Below are 22,221 nucleotides of genomic sequence, written 5' to 3'. Positions count from 1 at the left end.
TCAGGCACGTGCAAAGATGAGGAATGAGTAAGAAAATCTCCCAATCCTCACAAGGAGACGTATAATATCAATAGTGAATTCTTTTTAAAGTAACATTTTCTGCTAGTACAAGGAGATTTCCGTGCTTGCAGTGCTGCGGCTTATCCAAACCCGATTTTGGCAAAGGACATTTGTATGTATCGCGATCCAACCATTCGCTCTTCCGAAATTACCCCAGAAACGGTGTATCTTAACCGACGTGCGTTCTTGCGCGGATTAGGTACGCTAGGTGTGGGTGCGGTGCTGAGTGCATGTGGCATTTCTGGCGGCCAGGAGCGCCAACAGGCTATCGTTGATGGAAATGAACGTCGTGATGAACTTGGTGATCCGGCCAACAGCTTTGAGCAGATTACGAATTACAACAACTTCTATGAATTCAGTACAAACAAGGAAGACGTGGCCCGGCGGGCGGCGAATTTTGCTACTCGGCCGTGGACGGTCGAAGTGACAGGGTTGGTGCACAAACCACGCATATTTGCCATCGAAGATATTCTAACCATGTTCGATCAGGAGGAGCGCATCTATCGTTTGCGCTGTGTCGAAGGATGGTCGATGGTTATTCCATGGCAGGGGTTTCCGTTGCACAAACTGCTTGCCATTGTTGAACCAACAGCACAGGCCAAATATGTTCGTTTTGAAACTCTCTACGATCCTGACCAGATGCCGGGCCAGCGCGACCGTTATTTTCCTTGGCCTTACGTTGAGGGTTTACGTCTCGATGAAGCGATGCACGATCTGACGTTACTGAGTACTGGTCTCTACGGACGTACTCTTCTACCGCAAAACGGAGCACCACTTCGGTTGGTTGTGCCGTGGAAGTATGGCTTTAAGAGTATCAAATCTATCGTTAAAATTGAGTTAACCGACACGATGCCGGTGTCATTGTGGATGGCGGTCGCACCGCATGAGTACGGTTTCTACGCTAATGTCAATCCCGACGTTCCGCATCCGCGCTGGTCGCAGGCAACTGAACGACGGATCGGCGAGTTAGGACGGCGCAAGACGTTGCCGTTTAATGGCTATGCCGAACAGGTGGCCGCGCTCTATGCCGGTATGGATTTGCGCCAGAACTATTGATCTGATTACAGGTGATGTCGGTCATCGGTTCTTCTGACGGTACCGTCTGTCGCTCTGGGTACGAAAAAAGCAGGCATTGTAAACATCTGTGCAGTGCCGGTTGCGCTAGATTGCGATTGGTGTGCAGGGTCTATTAGCGAGCATTGCGCATACGGAACCTACTCATCGGTAACGGTTGCGACAGAACGAACGATTGACGAACAAAAAACCTGGAGCATTTCGAATGTCTCTTCGCTTCTACTATCAATGGATTGCTACCCGTACAGCGTACATCATCCACTTGTTTCCCCACATGATCGGTTTGCTCCCTCTGGGGTTTATCATCGGCGATGCCCTTGGCGGACGATTAACGGTGAATCCGATCCAATACCTCACTCAACGCACCGGCTGGTTTGCACTGATCTTGTTGTTGATGACGCTCGCCTGCACACCGCTAAATCGTTGGTTGGGTTGGAAGCAGGTGATGCGCTGGCGGCGCCCCCTTGGCCTCTACAGTTTTGGCTACGCCAGTCTGCACGTTGCCGTGTTTGTCGGGATAGACTACGGTCTTGACCTGAGTCTGATACTCCAGGTGATGACTGAAAAGCGTTACATCATTGCTGGGCTGCTGGCCTTTATGCTGTTAGTACCCCTGGCGATAACCTCAACGACCGGCTGGCAGCGACGGCTCAGGCAGAGCTGGCGCCGTCTGCATCGGCTCGTCTACCCGGCCGCAATCCTGGCCGTGATACACTATCTGTGGCTGAGCAAAGATCCGCGTCCGGCGCTCATTGCCGGAACTCTACTCGCAATCCTGCTGTTCGCCCGCATTCCGGCTAGGCAAGTCTGGCAGCGTGTGGTACAATGGCGATATGAGCGAACTCAAAGACAAACTGGTGCTCGTCGTTGATGACGAGCCGCGCATGATAACCTTCATGCGCATGAATCTCGAGTTAGAAGGTATGCGGGTAACAACCGCCACCAATGGCCGTGAAGCGGTCGAGAAGGTGCGCGAGGAGATGCCCGATATTGTCTTGCTCGACGTTATGATGCCGGTGATGGACGGATTTGAGGCACTGCGTCGGATTCGGAGCTTCTCGCAGGTGCCGGTCATCATTCTTACCGCCAAAGATGAAGAAGAGGATCGGGTACGCGGGCTAGAGCTTGGCGCCGATGATTACGTTGGCAAACCGTTCAGCCAGCGCGAGCTGGTCAGTCGTATTCGAGCCGTATTGCGCCGTCACTACACGCAACCGCCAATTCCCCAGACGCTGGTTAAAGTTGATGATCGGCTGAGCATTGATTTTGCCCGTCGTGAAGTGTTAGTTGAGGGGAAACGAGTCAATTTGCGGCCAACCGAATACCGGCTGCTGTATCACCTGGTGCAAAATGCTGGGTATGTCCTGACCCATGAAATGCTGCTGAGCAAGGTATGGGGGCCGGAATACCGTGATGAGAGTCACTACCTGCGGTTGTACATTACCTATCTGCGCCAAAAGATTGAAGAAGACCCTGCGAATCCACGCTATATTCTCACCGAGCGCGGTGTCGGTTATCGCTTCGTTGACTTCCCCGGCGCCCGTCGGATAAACACCGGCGATGTGCCGGTATGAGTATCCTGACCACAAACACAATGCCGTCGGCATTAGGGTAGGTTTTGCGTTACTCTGGCACTTATCTGAACGGCTTAGAGCCTGATCAAAAACCCAGATTTCTCATTGGGCACGTACCGCATCCACGCAATCATTGTGTGAGGTCGCCCTTCCTCGCCCCTTGTGGTAGTAAAAAGGGGGCTAGGAGGAAAGGTGATGACGCTAGGCGTGCTCTTCAGCACCGGCGCTGAACCCGGTACTACCCATTTCTATGAGGGTAACTTGTAGAGGTGAAATGTCGCCTTGCCCCTACTATCAGGTTCATCCGTCGTGAACGTAACGGTATAAGATATGCGGATAGGTTCTCAGCATAGAGGGTCTCGTTCGGAAATACCCTTTAGACTGGCGGCCATGGTACGTGCGGCCCTGGCCCCGGCGGTGGATAACGTCCACTCTCGATCAAGTTATTAAGCCGCCGCCGCAGCGCTCGCACCTCTGCCCGGTCGAGTAATGTATGCAGGGCTTGGGTCAGGTGTTCGTTCTGATCGAGCTGCTGACGAAAACTGGTAAACGCAGTCATAACCTCATCAGGAAAAGGTTCTCCCACAAAATCCCAGAGCACCGTCCGCAACTTTGGTTCAACATGGAAACAAATGCCGTGGTCAATAGCCCACAAACGTCCGTCTCGTCCTTGCAAACAGTGGCCACTCTTGCGGTCGGCATTGTTGACCAGACAATCGAAGGCACAGAGTTGCCTGATCTCGCGCTCGTACCCGCCTTGCTTCAGCATCGTGAACAGGTGAATATCTTCATCGTTATCAATGAACAACTGCACCATCCCGATGCCATACGGTCCATCGCGCACCACGGTTGGCGGCACCAGATGAAAACCGAGCGCCTCACTCACGATGTACGCTGCCGCTTCGCGACGGTAGAGCGTTCCACGCGGAAAATCCCACAGCGGACGTTCACCACGCTGTGGTTTATACACCGCCAGCAGGTGCAGGTCTTCGTGAACAATGCTGGTCAACAGGGTATAGTTGCTGCTATACGGCATCGCTGCCTCAATATTCATGGTACCCTGGGCCAGTGCTGTCAACACCCGCGCAACGCTCAGTTCGTGTGAGTGACCACCTTCCATACCATCCCTTTCACGACAAGGTAGGGGGTTACGAACATCCTAAGATGGGTGTTATCACCGGCTTTCCCCTGATCCCACCTTCTGCCAACTTGTGCGGTAAGGAAACAAGCAGTTGGAATGCTGACAAATACGAAAGCAGAGGCCGGTGCAACAACCACTTCACTTCGCTAACTATAGACTGGGCCATGACCGTTACGATGGGGACAGAAGTGACCGCTGGGATCAATGGGACGACCGCAGTTACCGCAGATTGGGCGACCGGCAGCAACTACCTGCTCTGCATGAATGCTCAGGGCCTTCATCTGCTCACGTGTGGCCGAAAAGCGCGCTGACAACGGTTCTTCATTTTCTCCATCTGGCATCCCCTGGGCCAACAAGACAATCCGATCCCGCTCGCTATCGTACCCTAACCCCATCTGGTAAATACGAAACTTCGGTTCAAGCGGCTCTTCGAGACTCATATCAGTAACCAGCAGATCGTCGGAAGTTGCCAGACGTGGATTACGTTCGCCGATAGCTTCCAACAAGCGATTAATGGCATTTGCCAGTTCGCGAATTTGCTCTTTTTCCGCCAGTAAGGTTACCAGACGGTTGCCACGTCGGGCCTGTAAGTAGAAGACCCGCCGACCTCGCGGCCCAACTGCGCCGGCGGTGATGCGATGCACCGATTCGAGATCAAACGTAAACTCTGCCATGGTACTACTCTGCCTCCGTTGATGACAGGGACGCTGCCTCCGGTGTAGGCGTTGGCGATGACGGTTTAGGGCGAAGATGCTCAAGCGACCCAGTATCATTGTAGGCCAACAGACGAGGCCCCATCGGCTCAAACGCTATCGCACTCAGGGAGCACGGGTTGACAACTAGCCGCTGAAACAAATCAATGTGCACACCAATATAGTATGCTAATGCCAACCGGATCAAATCGGCGTGCGACACCACTGCAATCATTTCCCCCACATGGCGAGCGCGTAATTGATCAATCGCGCTCACCATACGCATCTGTGCTTCACCGAGGGTCTCGCCACGGGGAAAGCGGGTACCACTCGGATAGTGCTGAACCCCTGGCCATAGCTCGTGGGTGTACAACTCTTTCAGCTCAGCCCCTTCCCATTCACCATAACGCACTTCGCCGATCTGCTCGACAATGCGCAATGGCAAACCGCGCGGTTCGGCAATTGCCCGTGCGGTCTCGATACAACGGTCAAGAGGGCTGGTGTAAAGTGCCGTGATCGGTAGATCGCCGAGCCGTTCACTGAGCGCCAGCGCTTGTCGTCGACCCTCTTCGCTCAGATGAACCCCCGGTAACCAGCCAGCCAACCGACCATGCACCCAATCATTCATTCCGTGACGGATTAAGAGGACTGTCGTTACCCGCCGTTCTCCGTTTGACACTACAACACCTGCTATCTCTGCAACTGCACTCTGTGCGATACGACCAATAATCGGGGCCTTCCCATTTCCATGATACCACGGTTACATAATTTCACAGCAAGGTGTTGCATCTCAAGGCTGCGCAACAATTTTTCTATCTGGCAGTGATGATAAGAAATTCTTTGACAAACCTCGTCAAAAAACCGATAATAAAGTGTCAAGATGACCATTCATGTTGACCTCATCTTCGTCCTGCGTTTCACCTGATTGCCAGATCACACAGAACCGTAGAAGCTCATATGGAACTACTCATTATCCTGTTCACCATCGTTGTTTTGGTCGCAAGCGTCGTATATGTCTTGTTGCAAGACTATCGCGCCCTGCCGAATCGTATCTTTGCCGCGTTCACGACCGGTTCGCTACTCTTGAGCTGTGCTGGTGCAGTACGTTTTGCCAGCCGAAATACGGTTGAAGTGTGGCTTCTTTCCGGGTTACTGACGTCTCTGCAAGCGGCAATCTTTGGGTTTTTGATCTGGTTGATTATGATCTTGTTTATGCCGCATCGCCACCAGCAATCACTTCTACGGTGGAGCGTGCTGGCGCCTTATGCTCTGATGACCATCGGCTTAGCAATAGACTGGTACGGACGCTTCGGGTTTGTTGGCATTGATGTGGTTCGCGATGAGAGTGGGATCACTAATTTTGTCCGTGGGCCGGCCTTTTGGCCGGTATTTGCGCTCTACATCATTGGTTGTATCCTTGTTCCAGTAACGATGCTGGTTACGATTGCAATTCAGCATCCGAGAGAACGTCTCCCTGCCGTTTGGTTGACGGCAGGGGCTATTTTGACCTTCCTGACCGGTTATATTTCGCGTGAAATGGGCCTGGTGGCCCTTGCCTATGCCAGTCTTCTTCCGTTGCATCTCTCGTTTGGCTGGGTCACGTTGCGTTACGGTATCTTTCGACCTTCGCAGGTTGCTCTACAAACTGCTGTCGAACACCTTCCCGATGGGGTGCTGGTGCTTGATGTTGATCGGCAGATTCGGTTTGCCAATCGAGCCGCGCAGCAAGTTCTCGCATTGAATACGGAACGGTCGTTTGATGACGCTCTGGCTGAGGCTGGCTTCAACGAACAGACAACCGATACTGATCGTGAGCTTGGCAGTCGTCGGTTTGCGCGAAGCAATGGTCAGGTGTTGCTGGTCTCGGAGGTTGTGATTCATGACAAGCGCGGTGGGGCCAGTGTTGTTTTGTTGCGCGACATAACGCTGCTCGAACGGCAGCGAGCCGAGCTTGTAGCATCACAGAAGGCACTAGCCGAGCGCAGTGCTGCCCTCGAACATTCACTGGCAGAGCTTCAGCAACGTGATGAGCTGCTGCGTCGTTTAACCTTGCCACTTATTCCTCTAAGCCAAGAGACATTGGTGGCACCGCTGATTGGCGCGTTCGATGCTGAGCGCTGTCAGTTGCTGTTCAGTTCAATTCTCGCCGAAATTGCTGCCCGTCAGGTACAGATTGTGTTACTCGATTTGACCGGCCTGACCGTTTTTGAACACACGTTAGCTCATACCTTGCATCGGATCAGCAACGGTGCCCGTCTGATGGGTGCTCAGGTAGCGCTATGTGGCATTCGTCCCGATCTAGCCGAGTTGATGATTCATACCGGTTCAAGCTGGGACGGCTTGCGCTCGTTTGCTACCCTTCAGGATGGCGTGGCAGCGCTGTTACGATAAATCTCCCTGGCTGAGACTACTCAATCCGATATGCGTCCCAAACCGGCAAGGGCCTGTGGGACGGTGAGCCAGCCATAACCGGGGAACAACTTGGCGATCTGTGATGAGAAGATCAGGCTGTTGCCGAGCAATTCGGTTGTTGGCCCTTCTACCACGATCTCTCCTTCGCTCAGCAAGACGACCCAATCGGCGCAGGCGGCAGCTAACTCAACATCGTGGGTTGCCATCAAAACGGTACGACCTTCGCTGCACAGCCGGCGCAGGATGGCGATCAGACTGCTTTTGGCCTGGTAATCAAGACCACGGGTTGGCTCGTCGAGGAGAATAAGTTGGGGATCACCGACCAGGCTGGCTGCTAATGCCGCCCGCTGTGCTTCGCCGCCACTGAGATTGCGCGGGTAGTGTTCGATCAAGTGCGCAATGTCGAAGCGGGACAGCGCGTCGCGAATTGCCGATGGTGAAGGACGGAGCTTTCGTCCCCGTAAACTGAAGGCGATCTCTTCATCCAGCGTATCGTGAAACAGGATGCTCCGCGGGTCTTGAGGCACATAGGCAACACGCTGAGCCAGTTCTTCTACCGCCAGTGGCGCAATATCTTGCCCGGCTAACTCGACTCGTCCTTCAACCGGGCGGACCAGGCCGATGAGAGTTTTGAGGAGCGTGCTCTTGCCGCTCCCGTTACGTCCCATCAGTGCAATGAGCTGACCACGTGGTAGTTCCAGATTAACCCGATAAAGTGCTTCATGCTGATTGTACCGAACAGTTACGTTGTGGAGACGTGCCAGGGGAACAGACGATGCGGGTGGTGGCGATAATACTGGTGATGGTACCGGTACATCAGAAGGTACAAACCGCCGTCCTTCTTTGATGGTCAGCGGCAACGGATGCCATCCCAATACTGCCCCAAGATGTTGGAGTGGAGGTCGTAGATCAATCCGGGCTAATACATCGCGCGGCGATCCAAGATCAATAGTGCCATCTGGCGCCAGATAGAGTATACGGTCGGCATACTGTACTACTCGTTCTAACCGATGCTCGCAAAGCACGATGGTAATACCGAGATCGGTATTGAGCTTTTGGAGAGCGGTTAAGACCTCTTCAGCGCCATGGGGATCGAGTTGACTGGTCGGTTCATCGAGGACAAGCACTCGTGGTTGAGCAGCCAGGGCCGCGGCAATTGCCACCCGCTGTTGTTCGCCACCGCTCAGCGTTGCTACATGGCGGTGACGTAAATGGGCAATGGCCAGTTGATCAAGGACTTCTTCCACGCGCCGCCGCATAATGGCTGCCGGTACACCCAGATTCTCCATCGCAAAGACAATTTCATCTTCAACCCGTTCAACCACAAACTGGCTTTCCGGGTCTTGCACAACAAATCCGACCAGATCGGCCAGATCGCGGGGCTGGTAGTGTAGCGTATGACGTCCCCAGACCTCTATCCGGCCACGGAAATGTCCGCCGTAGAAATGGGGAACCAGGCCGTTCAACAGGCGGAGCAGGGTACTCTTGCCGACACCACTCGCACCGCAAACGAGCAGGAACTCGCCTGGCTCGATCTGAAAACTCAGATCGTGGAGGATGGGCCTGGTTGCGCCAGGATACGTGTAGCTAACTTGGTTGATGTCGATCATAAGGTGCTCAACACTGCTTGCAAGCCGGTTAGGAGACGATCAATGTCTGTCGGAGTATTGTATCCCTGAACTGAGATGCGAATCAACGGTTGCCCTTGCCAGGTGAAGCATGGGACTTCGACACGCCATTCATGCCAGAGCCGGGCCTGAACCAGTGCCGGATCACAGGGTGGTAGCGGTAATGACCGCATCTGCCCCCACCAGTGTTCGTCATCGGGGGTCAGCGGTGCTGTACCTGTCAAGGCCAGTATCTGTTGTGATGCAGCGTACAGCAATTCGTGACATGCGTGTCGAACATCGACCCACTGGTGACGGTGCTGGAACTCAATGGCCGCTGGTACGCTGAGAAATGCTGATGGATCATCGGTTCCCATCCACTCGTAGTAGGCTTGTAACGGGCGTCCTTCTGGATAGGCCAGAAAGCTGCCTGACAATGGTGTTGGTGGTTGCCAGCCCCAGCTCACTACAAGCGGTTCGAGAGCGGCCTGGTGTTCAGGGCGCACGTATAGGAATCCGGCCCCTTTTGGTGCGCACAGCCATTTGTGGCAATTCCCGGCGTAGAAATCAGCTCCCAATGCTTGTAGGTTCAGATCGATCTGGCCAGGTGCGTGGGCACCGTCGATCACACTGATGATCCCGGCTGCACGTGCCCGCCGACATACTTCTGCCACCGGCATAATAATGGCCGTCGGCGATGTGATGTGGCTGAGCAAGATTACTCGTGTGCGGGAAGTGACACCACGCCAGATCTGTTCGACAAGCTGTTCGGGTGTCGTTACCGGTAATTCCACCGGCTGATTGACATACGTCGCGCCGTGTTGGAGACAGACGTAACGCCAGGTACGTTCAATTGCGCCGTATTCGTGAGTAATACCCAAGACTTCATCACCCGGTTGTAAAGGTATCGAACGGGCAACAATATTCAGCGCGTAAGTCACGTTTGGCACAAAGACGAGATCATCTGCCGGTGCCCCAACGAAGGTTGCCAGACTCATGCGGGCCTGACGCAGGCGTTCAGACAGGCATCGGCCAAGAAACTCAACCGGTTGTGCTTCAAGGGTGCGTTGCCATTGTTGATAGATAGCGAACACTGGACGAGGACACGCGCCGAAGCTACCGTGGTTGAGAAAGGTCATATCGCGCCGCAGCAGAAACTGGTCGGCGATTTCAGGGCAAGGTAGTTTACAGGTTGTGACGTGCATGCGATCATTACCTTTCGGTTGAACGTTGTTTGTGATCATTATCGCTGATAACCGGTGCAGTGATGGTATGATGTGGTTGCGTAAGTGATAGTTGCACCGGTTGAAACCGGTGCTACGTCGCTGGTTTTGGTGCAGTGATGGTATGATGTGGTTGCGTAAGTGATAGTTGCACCGGTTGAAACCGGTGCTACGTCGCTGGTTTTGGTGCAGTGATGGTATGATGTGGTTGCGTAAGTGATAGAGTTATTGGTAAGGATACAACACATGTGGCTCATTGTTGGCCTGGGCAATCCAGGTGAACGTTATGCACGAACCCGTCACAATGTTGGTTTTCGCAGTGTTGAAACACTGGCCGAGCGTCACAGCTTGACGTTTCGTCAGCAGCGGGCTAATAGTCAGCTTGCCGAAGGGATCATTCACGGGCAGCGGGTCGTTTTGGTAAAACCACAAACCTATATGAACCTTAGTGGGCAGGCGGTATCGGCGCTGCGCAACTGGTACAAAATTGATCCGGCGCACGAGTTGCTCGTTATCTACGATGATCTTGATCTGCCATTCGCCCGCATCCGCATCCGCGAGCGGGGCAGTGCCGGCACCCATAACGGCATGCGATCAATCGTTGCGCAATTAGGAACAACGGAGTTTCCGCGATTACGGGTTGGCATCGGCCAACCACCTGGGAATATGGATGCAGCCGATTACGTGCTGAGCCGCTTTACACCGGAAGAAGAAGCAGTACTACCAGATGTCCTTGCCCGAGTAGCCGATGCAGTTGACGTGATCTTGCGCGAGGGCCTGATCACGGCGATGAATCGGTATAATCCCCTGCAGGAAATGGAGTAGGTCCCCTCACCTTCCCCCCCGCCCCCCTTCCTCTCCCGCACTGCGGGAGAGGAAGGGGGGATGTTCTGCCCGGTAAGATTCTTCCGCTCTCACACAGGGAGAGTTACAGTGGAGGGGAAACCGTTCCTTATACACTCTCCCTTTTCTCTCTTTCCTTTTCGGTAGGGGTGGATCAGGCCCCATCCCGTTATCACGTGCCAATGCTGTGCGAGCGGTGGCTATGGTTTGAAAATGCGCAGGTATGTTTCACGGTAGAGCGCTTCGTCGGACAGAGGATCAGATGGATCGCCACCTGGTAGGGGCATCCCACCACTTACGTTTACCCAAACCTGTTGATGAGCATAGTCTTGCCATACACTGTTCTCGGTGGTAAGCAACGCTGCCAGCGAGCTAACCGGGGTTAGATGGCGTACCGGTGTACCAGGTGCTTGAATATCCCAGTACAATTCACGGGTAGTGAGGTACGCCTGAACAGGTATGCTGCTGCTGAACGGGACAGCAAGAATCAGGCGATCGGTGGACGAGTGCATATTGGAGAGCACGAGCATGACTTCCTGGGTCGGCAGAGGATAGCTCACCGAACTATCGCGAAACTCGATCCGGTAGCGACCATTCGGAACGGCGGCAAAATGGCGCATATGTGCCATGATACCGAAGGTGTTACGATTACCACTACTTCCGTCTTCGACCACCCACGTGGCAATTGGTTGCATAGTGTGATCGAGACGGGTGATGGTCAACGGCATTTGTGGCTTGTAGCGGTCACTGCCATCAATGCGAAAACCTGCGACACCGTAGTACGGGCCAGCACAACTCCGGGCATGAGTTTCACCGTCAATCGGCGTACAGGTCTGGCCATTGGTCAGGAACGGCAGGTCGTACACCCAATAGTTTCCTGGCGGCCCCCAATATCCATGTGGATCCCACAAGGCGCCTGCCAGCGCAGCATTCCCAACCGGCGTATTAATGTTCGGCGATATGACCCTTCTGCCAGGATGGCTGTTAATCAACAGGTTATTGGGGTTGCGGATTAACCCGCGATCAACGGGACGAGTGTAATAGTCGTTGGTAGCAAAAGCACCACTGGCCCGATCTAGGCGATTGTGCAGCGGAAAGTTGACGATCACGTTGTTGAAAATATCGAAGGTGCTGTGATAGCTGGCGACGGCTGTATTCGGCTGATCTGATATTGGTGGTAACGTACTGTTGTTCAGGCTAACCCCAACGATCAGCGAATCGACGATGCGACCGTTATCACCGGCACCGGCAAAGAACATTCCGACGTTGTCGGCAGATACAAAACGCACATAATCAGGCCAGGATGTACGATTCCATAACCCGTTATCGCGATTCTTATACGTGGTAATGTCGCTGAAGGTAAAACGCACCCGATTAGCGTTATAGCGATCAGGACCTCCATCAACGGTCGGTATGTATTTACTCTCGCGCGTATTCCCTGCATCATCGAAGGGGGCAAAGTCGAGGTTGATGCCCGGTTTGTTGTTCGAGTGCGCAACATTGTGACTGAACACCCCCAACGGCATGTTGCTCGGACGGAGCGGAACAAGTTTATTCAGGCCGAGTGGCCGTTCGGGGAAAGCCAGCCAGAACCCGTTACCGGCTGTATCAGCGGCTACATTCCCGTGCACAATATTGTCGGGGTTGGTCAACCAAAAACCTGACGGACCGCGCCGGAAGGCTTCACGATCACTCGGTAAGATGGGTTGAGGTGGTTGGCGTACCTTCAAGACCAGATTGTTTTCGATCACGTTCCGACGCTCGACAGCGTCTTCGATAAAAATCGCGTGACCGGCAATGTCATAACAGATGTTGTTGCGAATGGTAGTACCATTCGTGCCATGGATCGTGATGCAGCGGTTAGCCGAGTTCCAAATGCTTGAGTTGGTGATACGTTGCTGGGTAGCGTCGCCGATCAGACTGCCGTCAGCCGCATACGACAGTATATGAAAGTGGATCGGATAGCGACCAAGACGACTACCCTGACCGACTCGTCGTAGCTCGACGCCATCGAGGCGTAAGACACCTGTCCCCATGACCATAATCTGGGCGCCAAAGCGGTTAGTTCGCCAGCGTTCATCATCGGCGCCCTGAATCACGATCTGTCGCGAGAGCAGACCTACTTCGGCACGCTCATCGATTACTAGCGGCGTTACTTCTGTGGTTGGCGTTAATGTCAGACCGGTCGTACTAACATACTGCAATCGCCCCCAACGTGCGGTTTGAAGCGGTGTCTTGAGCGTAAGCTCTGTCCCTTCTGCCTGATGTATAGTATGACGTTCAGTTTCTGACACACCATAGAAATCTGTTGGCGCAATGACAATCTCGGCATTCGACGGCCAGTTCACCGGTTCGTCGAGAGTAAGGGTTGTGGCACCGGCAGCCGCATGATCATTCAATTTAGTCCATACACGGTTCGGGATTGCGCCATAGGCCTCGAAGGAACCACCCATTAGCAAGATACCTCGGGTTCCCATCTTCATAACGTCTTCGTTGAGATCATCGGCATTCAGGGTAATCGTCGCCCGCTGGGTAAACGGCTCTGTCGGAGTGCCAATGCGTAGACGACCCTGACCGTGCAGCATGATCCAGCCAACAGTCAGGTCAAGGTCACGCCGATCAAAGATCAGTTCACCTTCGATCAGCAAACTCTTGAGGGGTGGCGGGCTAACATCAAGCAAAACGACTTTACCCGCCGGAATGGTGACGGCATCGCCAGCCTGGGGCAGCCGACCACTCCAGGTTGCCGGTTGTGACCAGCGTTCAACAGTTTTGTTCATTACAAGCGGGACGAAGACTGGGTAGCCTGATTGAACAGTTATGGAGCCACGCATTGTTGGATCGATATCACAGATGAAAGCCGTCTGACCAGGCACGGTAAAGATGTGTGTTGTGCTCTCACCCGGTGCGATCAATGGGGTCTGCCAGCTCCCATCGATGGCCCGCAGGCGATGGAAGGTACCGGGGTCGGGATTAATAAATTGGATGGCACCATTGGCTGTCGTGTATAGTTCGTAGTGCTGACCGGTAGCCAGCGTTACCTGGGTTTGTGGCTGTGCCGGAGCAGCCAGTAATCCAATCAGTGGCGTGAAAATGATACCACATACCAACACTAATAAGCTGGTCAGTATACGTGGTCGAATGATGTGCGCAAAGGGCATGATTGACAGATTCCTTTCTAGACGGTGTAGATAGAACGGGAGCGTGATCAGTAGGTGTTATCTGCATTCTCTTCACGCATGTCCAAACCATTCTTCATCCCAGAATGCCACCGTTTTAGCGCATTGAAACAAAAATGACTGCAACCGAACATCGAGTTCGGTCTTGGTGAACGACACTGTTACCTTACAGCCGTATCTCATGTGATTTTTGCGCTACAATTTCACCTTATCCTGATTTGATGAGCAAAAACAATAGTACCTTTTGCCTGTATGATGGTCAGTCGTAGTACCAGCTTGCAGTGTGAGGAGGTTGCACAAGGACAGTACTGTACGGGGGAATCTAAATACGCGCTGCAGGGCACGCCTGATCGTCCTCACCTTCCCCCCCGCCCCCCTTCCTCTTCCGCACTGCGGGAGAGGAAGGGGGGGATTATGCCGCCCGCACCTTCCCCCTTGCCCCGTCCCCTCCCGCAGGGGGAGCGGAAGAGGGGGGATGGGAGCGGAGCAGTGGCAACTCTGCGCCTGTGTCTTACAACGATGCCGCGGCCACCATCACCCCTCTCCCGCAGCGCGGGAGAGGGGCCGGGGGTGAGGGCCGCCGCAGCGCGGGAGAGGGGCCGGGGGTGAGGGCCGCCGCAGCGCGGGAGAGGGGTTGGGGGTGAGGGCCGCCGCAGCGCGGGAGAGGGGCTGGGGGTGAGGGCCGCCGCAGCTCACTCCTAAAATTCTCCGGCACTGTTAGCCCCTACCTGATAGTGATGCCAGCGTGCCCTAATCTTGATACGCAACCCATAGGTTCGCAGCCCGACACTGCTGTTTAGGGTCCTACGGTTCTACGCGAGTGGATACGGTTGAGATAGATATGAATGGATGTTACCCTCCTTTCCTGGCTGGATCAGGGATACAATACGATTGAAGTTACGCGAGAGTTGAATGGAGACACGGCATGAATATCGCACGTCACGCGGTGATTCTGGTGGCCGGTGCGTCAACGCGCACCCGTCCGCTGACCGTTCAGCGCCCGAAACCGCTGATCCCGTTGTTAGGGCGGCCATTGCTGGCGCACATTCTTGATGAGCTGGTAGGGCTGGTGGATCGGGTGACACTAGTCGTAGGGTATCGGGCCGATCAGATTGTGGCAACGTTTGGTCCTGTGTATCGGGGGATGGCAATCCGGTATGCTTACCAAACGACGATTAACGGTACGGCGGGAGCACTGATGGCGGCAACACCTCTCGATGAGCCATTTGTGTTGCTCTACGGCGACAATCTGGTTTCCCGAGCAGATATAGAAGGGGTGCGGCAGATGCGCTACGGCGTGGCCGGTCTGCGGGTCAGTGACCCTCGGTCATTTGGCATTCTTGAGCTGGTCGATGGGCAGGTACAGCGAATTATCGAAAAACCGGCGTACCCACCACCTGATGCGTTGGCGAATGCCGGAATTTATCATTTCGATAGTGAAGTAGTGCCGTTGTTGCATCAGATTACACCTTCCCCACGCGGTGAATTGGAATTGACCGATCTGATCGGTCTGCTGGCCGCCCGGCATCCGGTAGGATGTCATGTCTGCACCGGTCACTGGATTCCAGTGGGAACCCCATGGGAAGCACTGGTAGCAGCTCGCTTTTTGTTAGCCCAACAAGCCCAGCATCAATTGCAGCCACAGATAGCGCCGGGGGCGACCGTTGACCCGCAGGCCGAACTCGAAGGGTCAGTGGTCATTGGTGAAGGGGCGCGCATTGAGGGTCAGGTGCGGATTGTCGGCCCGGTGTGGATCGGGCCACGCGCAGAGATCAGGTCGGGCGCATTGGTGATAGCATCGGTGATCGAGACCGGGGCAACGATTGAGAGCGAGGCGATGGTTGGCGGTTCAGTCATTGGCCCGGCGGCGATTGTGGGGGCCGGTGCTACGATCAGTCACTCGTGGCTGGATGAAGGAGTGCAGATCGGGCCGCAAACGGTTATTGAAGCAGCAGCGTTTTCCGATCCACAACCGACAGCAGTAGTGAACGGTCTGCTCTCCCATGCCGATTTGGTCAATCGTGGGGCAGTTGTGGCGGCCAGTCTTACGATTGCGCCTGCAAGTAGGGTTGCTGCGGGGAGTGTACTTATGTGACTACTGGCAGTTTCGCCAGCGACGGATACGTTTGCCAATCGTTTCCCCTGCGTGTCTGACAAGGCGAGCCAGCGGCCCGCGCATTCAGGGACGGTGACAAGGCGGGTCAACGACCCGCCCACCCACGAAAGACATCCTTATCACGCTCCCACTCTACCCAAACTAGCGCAGATTACTCGGTCGCTCACCCAGGGTAACTGACACCTTCTGCTCTTGACCATCACGAAGGATGGTTAGTTCAACTGTATCACCAGGACGGTACTGCAACAACAGTTGACGCAGCGAGACATTGCCGTCGAGTCGTTGATCATTGACTGCAACGATGATGTCACCTTCTCGTAGACCGGCTTTGGCGGCGGCAGTATTGGGCAACACAGCCGACTGACCGTTAACACCAGCACTGATGAACGCACCATTTTGTACCGGCAGATTATACTCGGCTGCTACTTCGCCATCGATCATGAGATAGGTAATACCGAGGAACGGATAGCGCACCTGACCGGTGCGGATGATCTGATCGGCGACGTTAGAGAAGATGCTGCTCGGTACAGCAAACCCTAGTCCCTCAACCGGGGTCATTGTGCCAAAGCCTACATCGTTGCGCACCACTAACGTATTGATACCGACCACTTCACCTTTCAGGTTGATGAGCGGCCCACCGCTGTTACCACTGTTGATGGCCGCGTCGGTCTGGATCAGTCCTTCCATCCCACTACCCGGTACCGAGCGGTTGAGCGCACTTACTACACCAGCGGTTACCGTATTGCGAAAGTTGCCGAGCGGGCTACCGATCGCCAGTACTGTTTCACCCGGTTGCAAAGCCGATGAGTCACCAATGACAGCCACACCAGGTACCTCGCCACTTACTTTGAGTACGGCAATATCGTTGAGTGAGTCGGTACCGACCAACTCTGCCTGGCGACGAGTACCGTCGGCGAAGAGCACAAAATAGCGATTACCGTCGCTGACGACATGATTGTTCGTAATAATATATCCATCTTCACTGATAATCACCCCACTGCCGCTTCCGCGTCCGGTACGACCTTCGACTGTTATCGTCACGACTGCGGGGGCAACGCGCTTTACCGCCGCGACCATAGCATCAGAGAGGCTGACAACAACGGCTTCATTGACCGTTGACGACGATGGTGGAGTTTGAGTAACGGTATTGACGGGTCGTGTATCGATTGCAGACACCTTAGCTGTTACCTGAGCCAGTGTCTGCTGCGAGACCAGAAACCCTACCAGACCACCGGCAGCGGCGCCACCGGCAACACCGATAAAGATGCCTAACAAGAAGGTAAAAATCAACGCTAGACGATTCCCGTTCATAACCAAACCTCCCAAATGAGCCAGACGATCACGAATTCGCCTGTTTGCTAAACATATCATCACGCAGTTATTTTAAAATTCGGTTAGAAGGGCGTAAGAAGTTGATGAGATGATGCGTAGCGGGTGAGATAGACAGCAGGATCAAACCATTGCAGGCCTTTCTCAGCATTGGATAAGAGTGTTGGCTTGAACCCTCAGCGAGGTGCTGAACACCGTCTTGCTACATTTGATGCCCCTTTCGCTCATCCGTTGGAGAAGGGGCATCGAGGAAATGGTACGTCTACCAGCCACACTTTTTCAGATACTCGATCAGAAAGATCATTGCGGCAACTTCAGCAAATCGCGCAGTGCCGGTTCTAAGGTTGGGAAACGAAACTGGTAACCGAGTTCTAGGGCCTTTCGAGGAATGGCGTTTTGGCCGTACACCACCAGATCAGCCATTTCACCGAGGGCAATGCGCAAACTAAACTCAGGGACCGGTAACCACGACGGCGAGCCGAGCACTTTGCCGAGAATAGCGGCAAACTCACGATTGGGGAGTGCGCCTGGCGCAACCGCATTGAGCGGTCCGCGTACCCGTTCATCTTCGAGGGCAAAACGGATCAGGCCAACTTCATCGGCAGGATGAATCCAGGGATAGACCTGGGTACCAGGAAGGATGGGGCCGCCGGTCATGAGCTTAAAGGGCAGCATAATTTGCGGTAACGCGCCCGATTCGGGATCGAGTAACAGGCCGGTACGCAACTGCACAGTACGAACCCCAAACGACTCGGCCCGTGCCGCTTCTGCTTCCCAGGCCACACAAACCTGCGCCAGAAAGTCATGACCTGGCGGTGCCGATTCGTCGAGTGGAGTGCTATCGCGATAGGGGCCGTAGTACCCGACTGCCGATGCACAAATGAAGACGTTGGGACGTTGGGAAGCAGCCGCGATGGCGTTCACAATACCACGGGTGCCGATCACCCGACTATTGCGGATTTCCGCTTTGTATTCAGGTGTCCAGCGCTTACCGAGCAAGCCGGTAGAAATAGGTGCACCGGCAAGATGGATGACACCCCAGGCGCCGTCAAGGGCCGCTGCCCAAGCACCCTGTTCAGCAGGCTGCCAGGCCACATAGTCAGCCGCGCCGGGCAGGGTATCTCGTGCTCGTGATGGATTACGACTAAAGATGACCAGGGCGTATTCGTTCTGTAATTCGGCAACCAGCTTACGCCCGATCAAGCCAGTCGCGCCGGTGATAATAATGCGTTTTGTGCTCATAGAGTTACTTCATCAGCGCAGCGGCAGGAGCTGGCAGCAGGTCGAGAACCCGCTCCTACCGCTGTGTGAACAGACATATCGGTAACGGTAACAGCTCTGTACCGCGTTCTACATTCAATGTGAATGGCTACAGTAGCATCGTACACGCTCTTGTCGGCTCTGTCAATGATTTGGTAGACCCGCTTTGCACCAGGTGAGTTTAGCGTTTCAGACTACGCAAGAGAGTAGCCATCTCGATAGCTGCTGTAGCCGCTTCAAACCCTTTATTGCCAGCCTTCGTACCGGCACGTTCAATCGCCTGCTCGATATTTTCGGTTGTGATTACCCCAAAAATACAGGGAACACCGGTTTGAAGACTCACCTGGGCGATGCCACTGCTGACAGCACCAGCGACGTGCTCGTAGTGACTGGTTGCGCCACGGATCACTGCTCCTAGGGCGATAATCGCATCGTACTGACCACGTTCGGCCAATAGCCGACAAACTAGCGGTATTTCAAACGACCCCGGTACCCAGGCAATATCAATATACTCTTCGGCCACCCCATGGCGACGGAGCGCATCACGGGCGCCGTCAAGAAGACGATTGGTGATCAGTTCGTTCCAACGACTGACAACAATCGCGATCCGTAAGCCATTTCCTACCAGCATACCTTCATAAATGGTCATAGAGATGCTCCAGTTGGTGACCCATGCGATTCCGTTTGGTAAGCAAATACGCTGCGTTGTGTGGATTGGCCGTTACGTAGATTGGAACTGGCGTAACTACGAAGCCAAATTCACGTAATGCGGCAACTTTCTGTGGATTGTTCGTGAGCAGATGAACGTGGTGCAGACCAAGATCGGCAAGAATCTGTGCTCCGACTGTATAATCACGGAGATCGGCAGGAAAACCGAGCCGTTCATTTGCCTCTACCGTATCCAAACCCTGTTCCTGAAGCGCATACGCTCGTAGTTTATGATGTAATCCGATCCCGCGACCCTCTTGCCGCAAATACACCACTACCCCGCATCCGACAGCCGCAATCTGCTGTAGAGCAACGTCGAGTTGCTCACCACAGTCGCAACGGAGACTACCAAATACATCGCCGGTCAGACATTCCGAATGCAAACGTACCAAGACCGGTTGATCGGCTGTGGGTTTTCCCATCACCAGCGCAACGGCTTCGTAAGGTGTATAGCGAGCGGTGTACGACATGATACGAAACGTACCATACGGTGTAGGAAGATACGCTTCCGCCATGCGTTCGATGAGGCACTCGTGTCGCTTGCGGTACGCGACAATCTGTGCCACACTGATAATCTTCAGGCCATGACGGGCAGCGAAACGAACGAGATCGGGGCCGCGCGCCATTGTACCGTCGTCGTTCATGATCTCGCAGATAACGCCAGCCGGACGCAAACCGGCCAGCCGTGCTAAATCGACAGCCGCTTCAGTTTGCCCACGTCGCTCGAGGACGCCGTTGGGCGCTGCACGGAGCGGAAAGACATGACCCGGTTGGACGAGATCTTCCGGCTTACTCGCCGGATCAACCGCCACCTGAATGGTATGCGCTCGATCAGCAGCCGAGATACCGGTTGTAACACCGCTCGCCGCTTCGATGGAAACGGTAAAGTTGGTACCAAACGGAGCCCGGTTGTGCTGTACCATCGGTGCTAATCCCAGCCGATCGGCAATTTCGCCGTCAAGTGCCAGACAGATCAGTCCACGACCTTCACGGGCCATAAATGCGATGGTCTCGGCAGTAACGTGTTGGGCAGCACAGGCCAGATCACCTTCATTTTCACGGTCGGTATCGTCAACGATGATGATCATTCGCCCGGCTGCGTAATCTTGTAACGCCTCTTCTACCGATGCAAACATTAGTGCGCCTCCCGCCGGTAAGCTTCTACCAACCGTTCCACATACTTCGCGATAATGTCCACCTCAATGTTCACTAACGCCCCTACCTGCTGATGGCCCATAATGACTGCCGATTGGGTGTAAGCGACCAACGCAACCGTAAACGTATCACGCCCCATTTCAGCTACCGTCAGACTTACACCGTCAACCGCGATGTAACCCTTTTCGACGATGTACGGCAATAAACGGGCAGGTGGGCGAATTGTTACGCGCTTCGAGTCGCCTTCGGGAACGATCGCAACAATTTCGCCAATACCATCGACATGGCCCTGAACGTAATGCCCACCCATTCTGCCACCAAAGGCGAGTGCCCGTTCGAGGTTCACTGGATCACCGACTTTGAGCAGCCCTAAATTGGTGCGCCGCAACGTCTCTGGACTCAGCCCAACTGTGAAGCTGTGATTGGTCAGCGCAGTCACCGTCAGGCATGTACCGTTGACCGCAATACTGTCGCCAATGCGTGTCCCTTCGAGCACGGTATGGCAGTTCACGGTCAATTGATTCGCCTGATCCTGATCACCGACAATGTGAGCAACTGTTCCCATCTCTTCCACAATCCCGGTAAACATCAGCAACCTCCTCGATATTCCACCATGGCGCAGCGATTGACGAAGCAATCAGCAATACGTCCTGGTCGTACTGTTCAACGCGACGCAAACGGTAGGTATGAGCCAGAGCCATTCGTGGCACACCGGAACCTACCATCGGCGCCAGTGCCAGGGCATCATTGACGATTCGAGCACCAATGAAGGCCCAGATTTCATCAATCAAACCATCGGTGTGTAGCGCACCCAACAGCGTAGCACCGCCCTCAACTAACACGTGATTGTGACCCTGCTCGGCGAGATAGCACAGCAACGGCTTGAGCGCGACACGTCCATTGGCATCAGATGGGCATTGCACAACCTTTGCCCCACGCTCCTGTACGGCGCTCACCCAGGCCGGAGCGGGCTTCACCGTCGCAATCAGTGTCTGACCGGGGAGGTCGGCGCTAAGTACCCGCGCTTCCAACGGGGTTCGACCATGACTATCCACAATCACCCGCAGCGGATGGCGCGGCATCCGCCAGTGTTGATCGAGACGGGTGGTCAGTTGCGGATCATCTTTGAGCACGGTGCCGACTCCCACCATAATCACATCAACCCGATCGCGTAGCCGATGCACTTCGGTACGAGCGGCAGAACCGGTGATCCAACGACTATCGCCACCGGCAGTCGCAATCCGACCGTCGAGCGTCATGGCATATTTGGCCGTGACTAATGGCCGACCAGACAGTACCCGACACCGAAACGGTGCCAGTTGTTCGGCGACAACGGCAGCGCCAGTCGTGATCCGATGCACCTCGATCCCGGCACTCTGCAACACCGGCGTTGCTCCGGCCCCCATGCGCGGGTCGGGGTCATGGGCAATGAAAAAGACGCGCCGGATACCGGCAGCAATGATGGCTTCGGTGCAAGGAGGTGTACGGCCGTGGAACGTACATGGTTCAAGGGTCGTGTAGAGATCGGCCCCTTGTGCGCGGTGACCGGCAGCCGCCAACGCGACTCGTTCTGCGTGCGGTCCGCCGGCGGGTTGGGTGGCACCTACCCCAACCACCTGTCCATCGCGCACGACCACTGCCCCAACCGGCGGATTAGGGCTGGTGCGACCAACAACGGCCGCTGCCTGCTGCAAAGCAAGGGCAATAAAGCGATCAGGTGTGAAGCATTGGTGATGATCATTCATCGCGACACCCCTTTGCATAACCTTCGGGGCATCGCGGGGAGGACGATGAAGCAGAGGAGAACAACCGGCCGGTGCTTAACCGGTACAGTTGCACAAACAGACA

18 protein-coding genes are annotated in these 22,221 nt (G+C 54.7%); 6 read left to right on the top strand and 12 right to left on the bottom strand.

Annotation, left to right across the window (positions count from 1 at the left end; translation table 11 throughout):
- The first annotated feature begins 174 nt into the window (after positions 1 to 174).
- The 3 genes from msrP (at position 175) to QTO31_RS16490 (ending at position 2,708) form a co-directional block, all read left to right on the top strand.
- Positions 175 to 1,116, top strand: coding sequence for a protein-methionine-sulfoxide reductase catalytic subunit MsrP (msrP, locus tag QTO31_RS16500; RefSeq protein WP_031461026.1), 942 nt, complete (start codon positions 175 to 177; stop codon positions 1,114 to 1,116).
- 223 nt (positions 1,117 to 1,339) lie between these two features.
- The gene (locus QTO31_RS16495) at positions 1,340 to 2,005 is read left to right on the top strand and encodes a sulfite oxidase heme-binding subunit YedZ (protein WP_301430170.1); all 666 of its coding nucleotides are present in this window, start codon (positions 1,340 to 1,342) and stop codon (positions 2,003 to 2,005) included.
- Positions 1,968 to 2,708 carry a response regulator transcription factor gene (locus tag QTO31_RS16490; RefSeq protein ID WP_031461024.1) on the top strand — a complete coding sequence of 247 codons (741 nt, stop codon included), beginning with the start codon at positions 1,968 to 1,970 and terminating at the stop codon, positions 2,706 to 2,708. The genes QTO31_RS16495 and QTO31_RS16490 overlap by 38 nt, the downstream gene beginning before the upstream one ends.
- A 376-nt stretch (positions 2,709 to 3,084) precedes the next feature.
- Here QTO31_RS16490 and QTO31_RS16485 read toward each other — a convergent pair whose 3' ends face one another.
- From QTO31_RS16485 to QTO31_RS16475, 3 genes are all read right to left on the bottom strand, one after another.
- Positions 3,085 to 3,828, bottom strand: coding sequence for an SCO1664 family protein (locus QTO31_RS16485; protein WP_031461023.1), 744 nt, complete (start codon positions 3,826 to 3,828; stop codon positions 3,085 to 3,087).
- Positions 3,829 to 3,995: 167 nt separating this feature from the next.
- Positions 3,996 to 4,523, bottom strand: a complete 528-nt coding sequence (locus tag QTO31_RS16480; RefSeq protein ID WP_031461022.1) for a DUF3090 domain-containing protein — start codon at positions 4,521 to 4,523, stop codon at positions 3,996 to 3,998.
- Positions 4,524 to 4,527: 4 nt separating this feature from the next.
- Positions 4,528 to 5,220, bottom strand: coding sequence for a histidine phosphatase family protein (locus QTO31_RS16475; protein ID WP_236631291.1), 693 nt, complete (start codon positions 5,218 to 5,220; stop codon positions 4,528 to 4,530).
- A gap of 278 nt (positions 5,221 to 5,498) precedes the next feature.
- On the opposite strand from QTO31_RS16475, the gene QTO31_RS16470 reads away from it, so the two are divergent.
- Entirely contained in the window at positions 5,499 to 6,932 is a 1,434-nt protein-coding gene (locus QTO31_RS16470) for an STAS domain-containing protein (protein WP_031461020.1), read from the top strand.
- Positions 6,933 to 6,952: 20 nt separating this feature from the next.
- Here QTO31_RS16470 and QTO31_RS16465 read toward each other — a convergent pair whose 3' ends face one another.
- Positions 6,953 to 8,563, bottom strand: coding sequence for an ABC transporter ATP-binding protein (locus QTO31_RS16465; protein ID WP_301430167.1), 1,611 nt, complete (start codon positions 8,561 to 8,563; stop codon positions 6,953 to 6,955).
- On the bottom strand, positions 8,560 to 9,765 hold the full coding sequence (locus tag QTO31_RS16460; RefSeq protein WP_301430166.1) for an aminotransferase class V-fold PLP-dependent enzyme: 1,206 nt from the start codon (positions 9,763 to 9,765) through the stop codon (positions 8,560 to 8,562). Before QTO31_RS16460 ends, QTO31_RS16465 begins: the two co-directional genes overlap by 4 nt.
- A gap of 264 nt (positions 9,766 to 10,029) precedes the next feature.
- Here QTO31_RS16460 and pth point away from each other — a divergent pair, with 264 nt between their 5' ends.
- Positions 10,030 to 10,608 carry an aminoacyl-tRNA hydrolase gene (pth, locus tag QTO31_RS16455; RefSeq protein ID WP_301430165.1) on the top strand — a complete coding sequence of 193 codons (579 nt, stop codon included), beginning with the start codon at positions 10,030 to 10,032 and terminating at the stop codon, positions 10,606 to 10,608.
- Between the two features lie 218 nt (positions 10,609 to 10,826).
- Here the strand turns inward: pth and QTO31_RS16450 are convergent, their stop codons facing one another.
- Positions 10,827 to 13,787, bottom strand: coding sequence for a G8 domain-containing protein (locus QTO31_RS16450; RefSeq protein WP_301430164.1), 2,961 nt, complete (start codon positions 13,785 to 13,787; stop codon positions 10,827 to 10,829).
- A gap of 943 nt (positions 13,788 to 14,730) precedes the next feature.
- On the opposite strand from QTO31_RS16450, the gene QTO31_RS16445 reads away from it, so the two are divergent.
- Positions 14,731 to 15,900 (top strand): sugar phosphate nucleotidyltransferase, encoded by a 1,170-nt coding sequence (locus QTO31_RS16445; protein WP_301430163.1) that lies wholly within the window; start codon positions 14,731 to 14,733, stop codon positions 15,898 to 15,900.
- A 162-nt stretch (positions 15,901 to 16,062) separates the two neighbouring features.
- On the opposite strand, the gene QTO31_RS16440 is transcribed toward QTO31_RS16445, so the two are convergent.
- From QTO31_RS16440 to ribD, 6 genes are all read right to left on the bottom strand, one after another.
- Positions 16,063 to 17,232, bottom strand: coding sequence for a S1C family serine protease (locus QTO31_RS16440; protein ID WP_301430162.1), 1,170 nt, complete (start codon positions 17,230 to 17,232; stop codon positions 16,063 to 16,065).
- 318 nt (positions 17,233 to 17,550) lie between these two features.
- Complete coding sequence (locus QTO31_RS16435; RefSeq protein ID WP_031458141.1) at positions 17,551 to 18,492, bottom strand: TIGR01777 family oxidoreductase; 942 nt, start codon at positions 18,490 to 18,492, stop codon at positions 17,551 to 17,553.
- A gap of 199 nt (positions 18,493 to 18,691) precedes the next feature.
- Entirely contained in the window at positions 18,692 to 19,159 is a 468-nt protein-coding gene (gene ribE, locus QTO31_RS16430; protein WP_301430161.1) for a 6,7-dimethyl-8-ribityllumazine synthase, read from the bottom strand.
- Entirely contained in the window at positions 19,146 to 20,354 is a 1,209-nt protein-coding gene (locus QTO31_RS16425) for a bifunctional 3,4-dihydroxy-2-butanone-4-phosphate synthase/GTP cyclohydrolase II (protein WP_301430159.1), read from the bottom strand. Before QTO31_RS16425 ends, ribE (QTO31_RS16430) begins: the two co-directional genes overlap by 14 nt.
- On the bottom strand, positions 20,354 to 20,962 hold the full coding sequence (gene ribE, locus QTO31_RS16420; RefSeq protein WP_301430158.1) for a riboflavin synthase: 609 nt from the start codon (positions 20,960 to 20,962) through the stop codon (positions 20,354 to 20,356). The genes QTO31_RS16425 and ribE (QTO31_RS16420) overlap by 1 nt, the downstream gene beginning before the upstream one ends.
- Positions 20,910 to 22,118 (bottom strand): bifunctional diaminohydroxyphosphoribosylaminopyrimidine deaminase/5-amino-6-(5-phosphoribosylamino)uracil reductase RibD, encoded by a 1,209-nt coding sequence (ribD, locus tag QTO31_RS16415; protein WP_301430156.1) that lies wholly within the window; start codon positions 22,116 to 22,118, stop codon positions 20,910 to 20,912. Before ribD ends, ribE (QTO31_RS16420) begins: the two co-directional genes overlap by 53 nt.
- Positions 22,119 to 22,221: the final 103 nt, after the last annotated feature.

This window comes from Chloroflexus sp. MS-CIW-1 (assembly GCF_030444705.1).
In the GTDB taxonomy this organism is placed as follows: Bacteria; Chloroflexota; Chloroflexia; order Chloroflexales; family Chloroflexaceae; genus Chloroflexus.
Note: the sequence above shows the minus strand (reverse complement) of the source record. Positions and strands in the feature narration are given on the sequence as shown.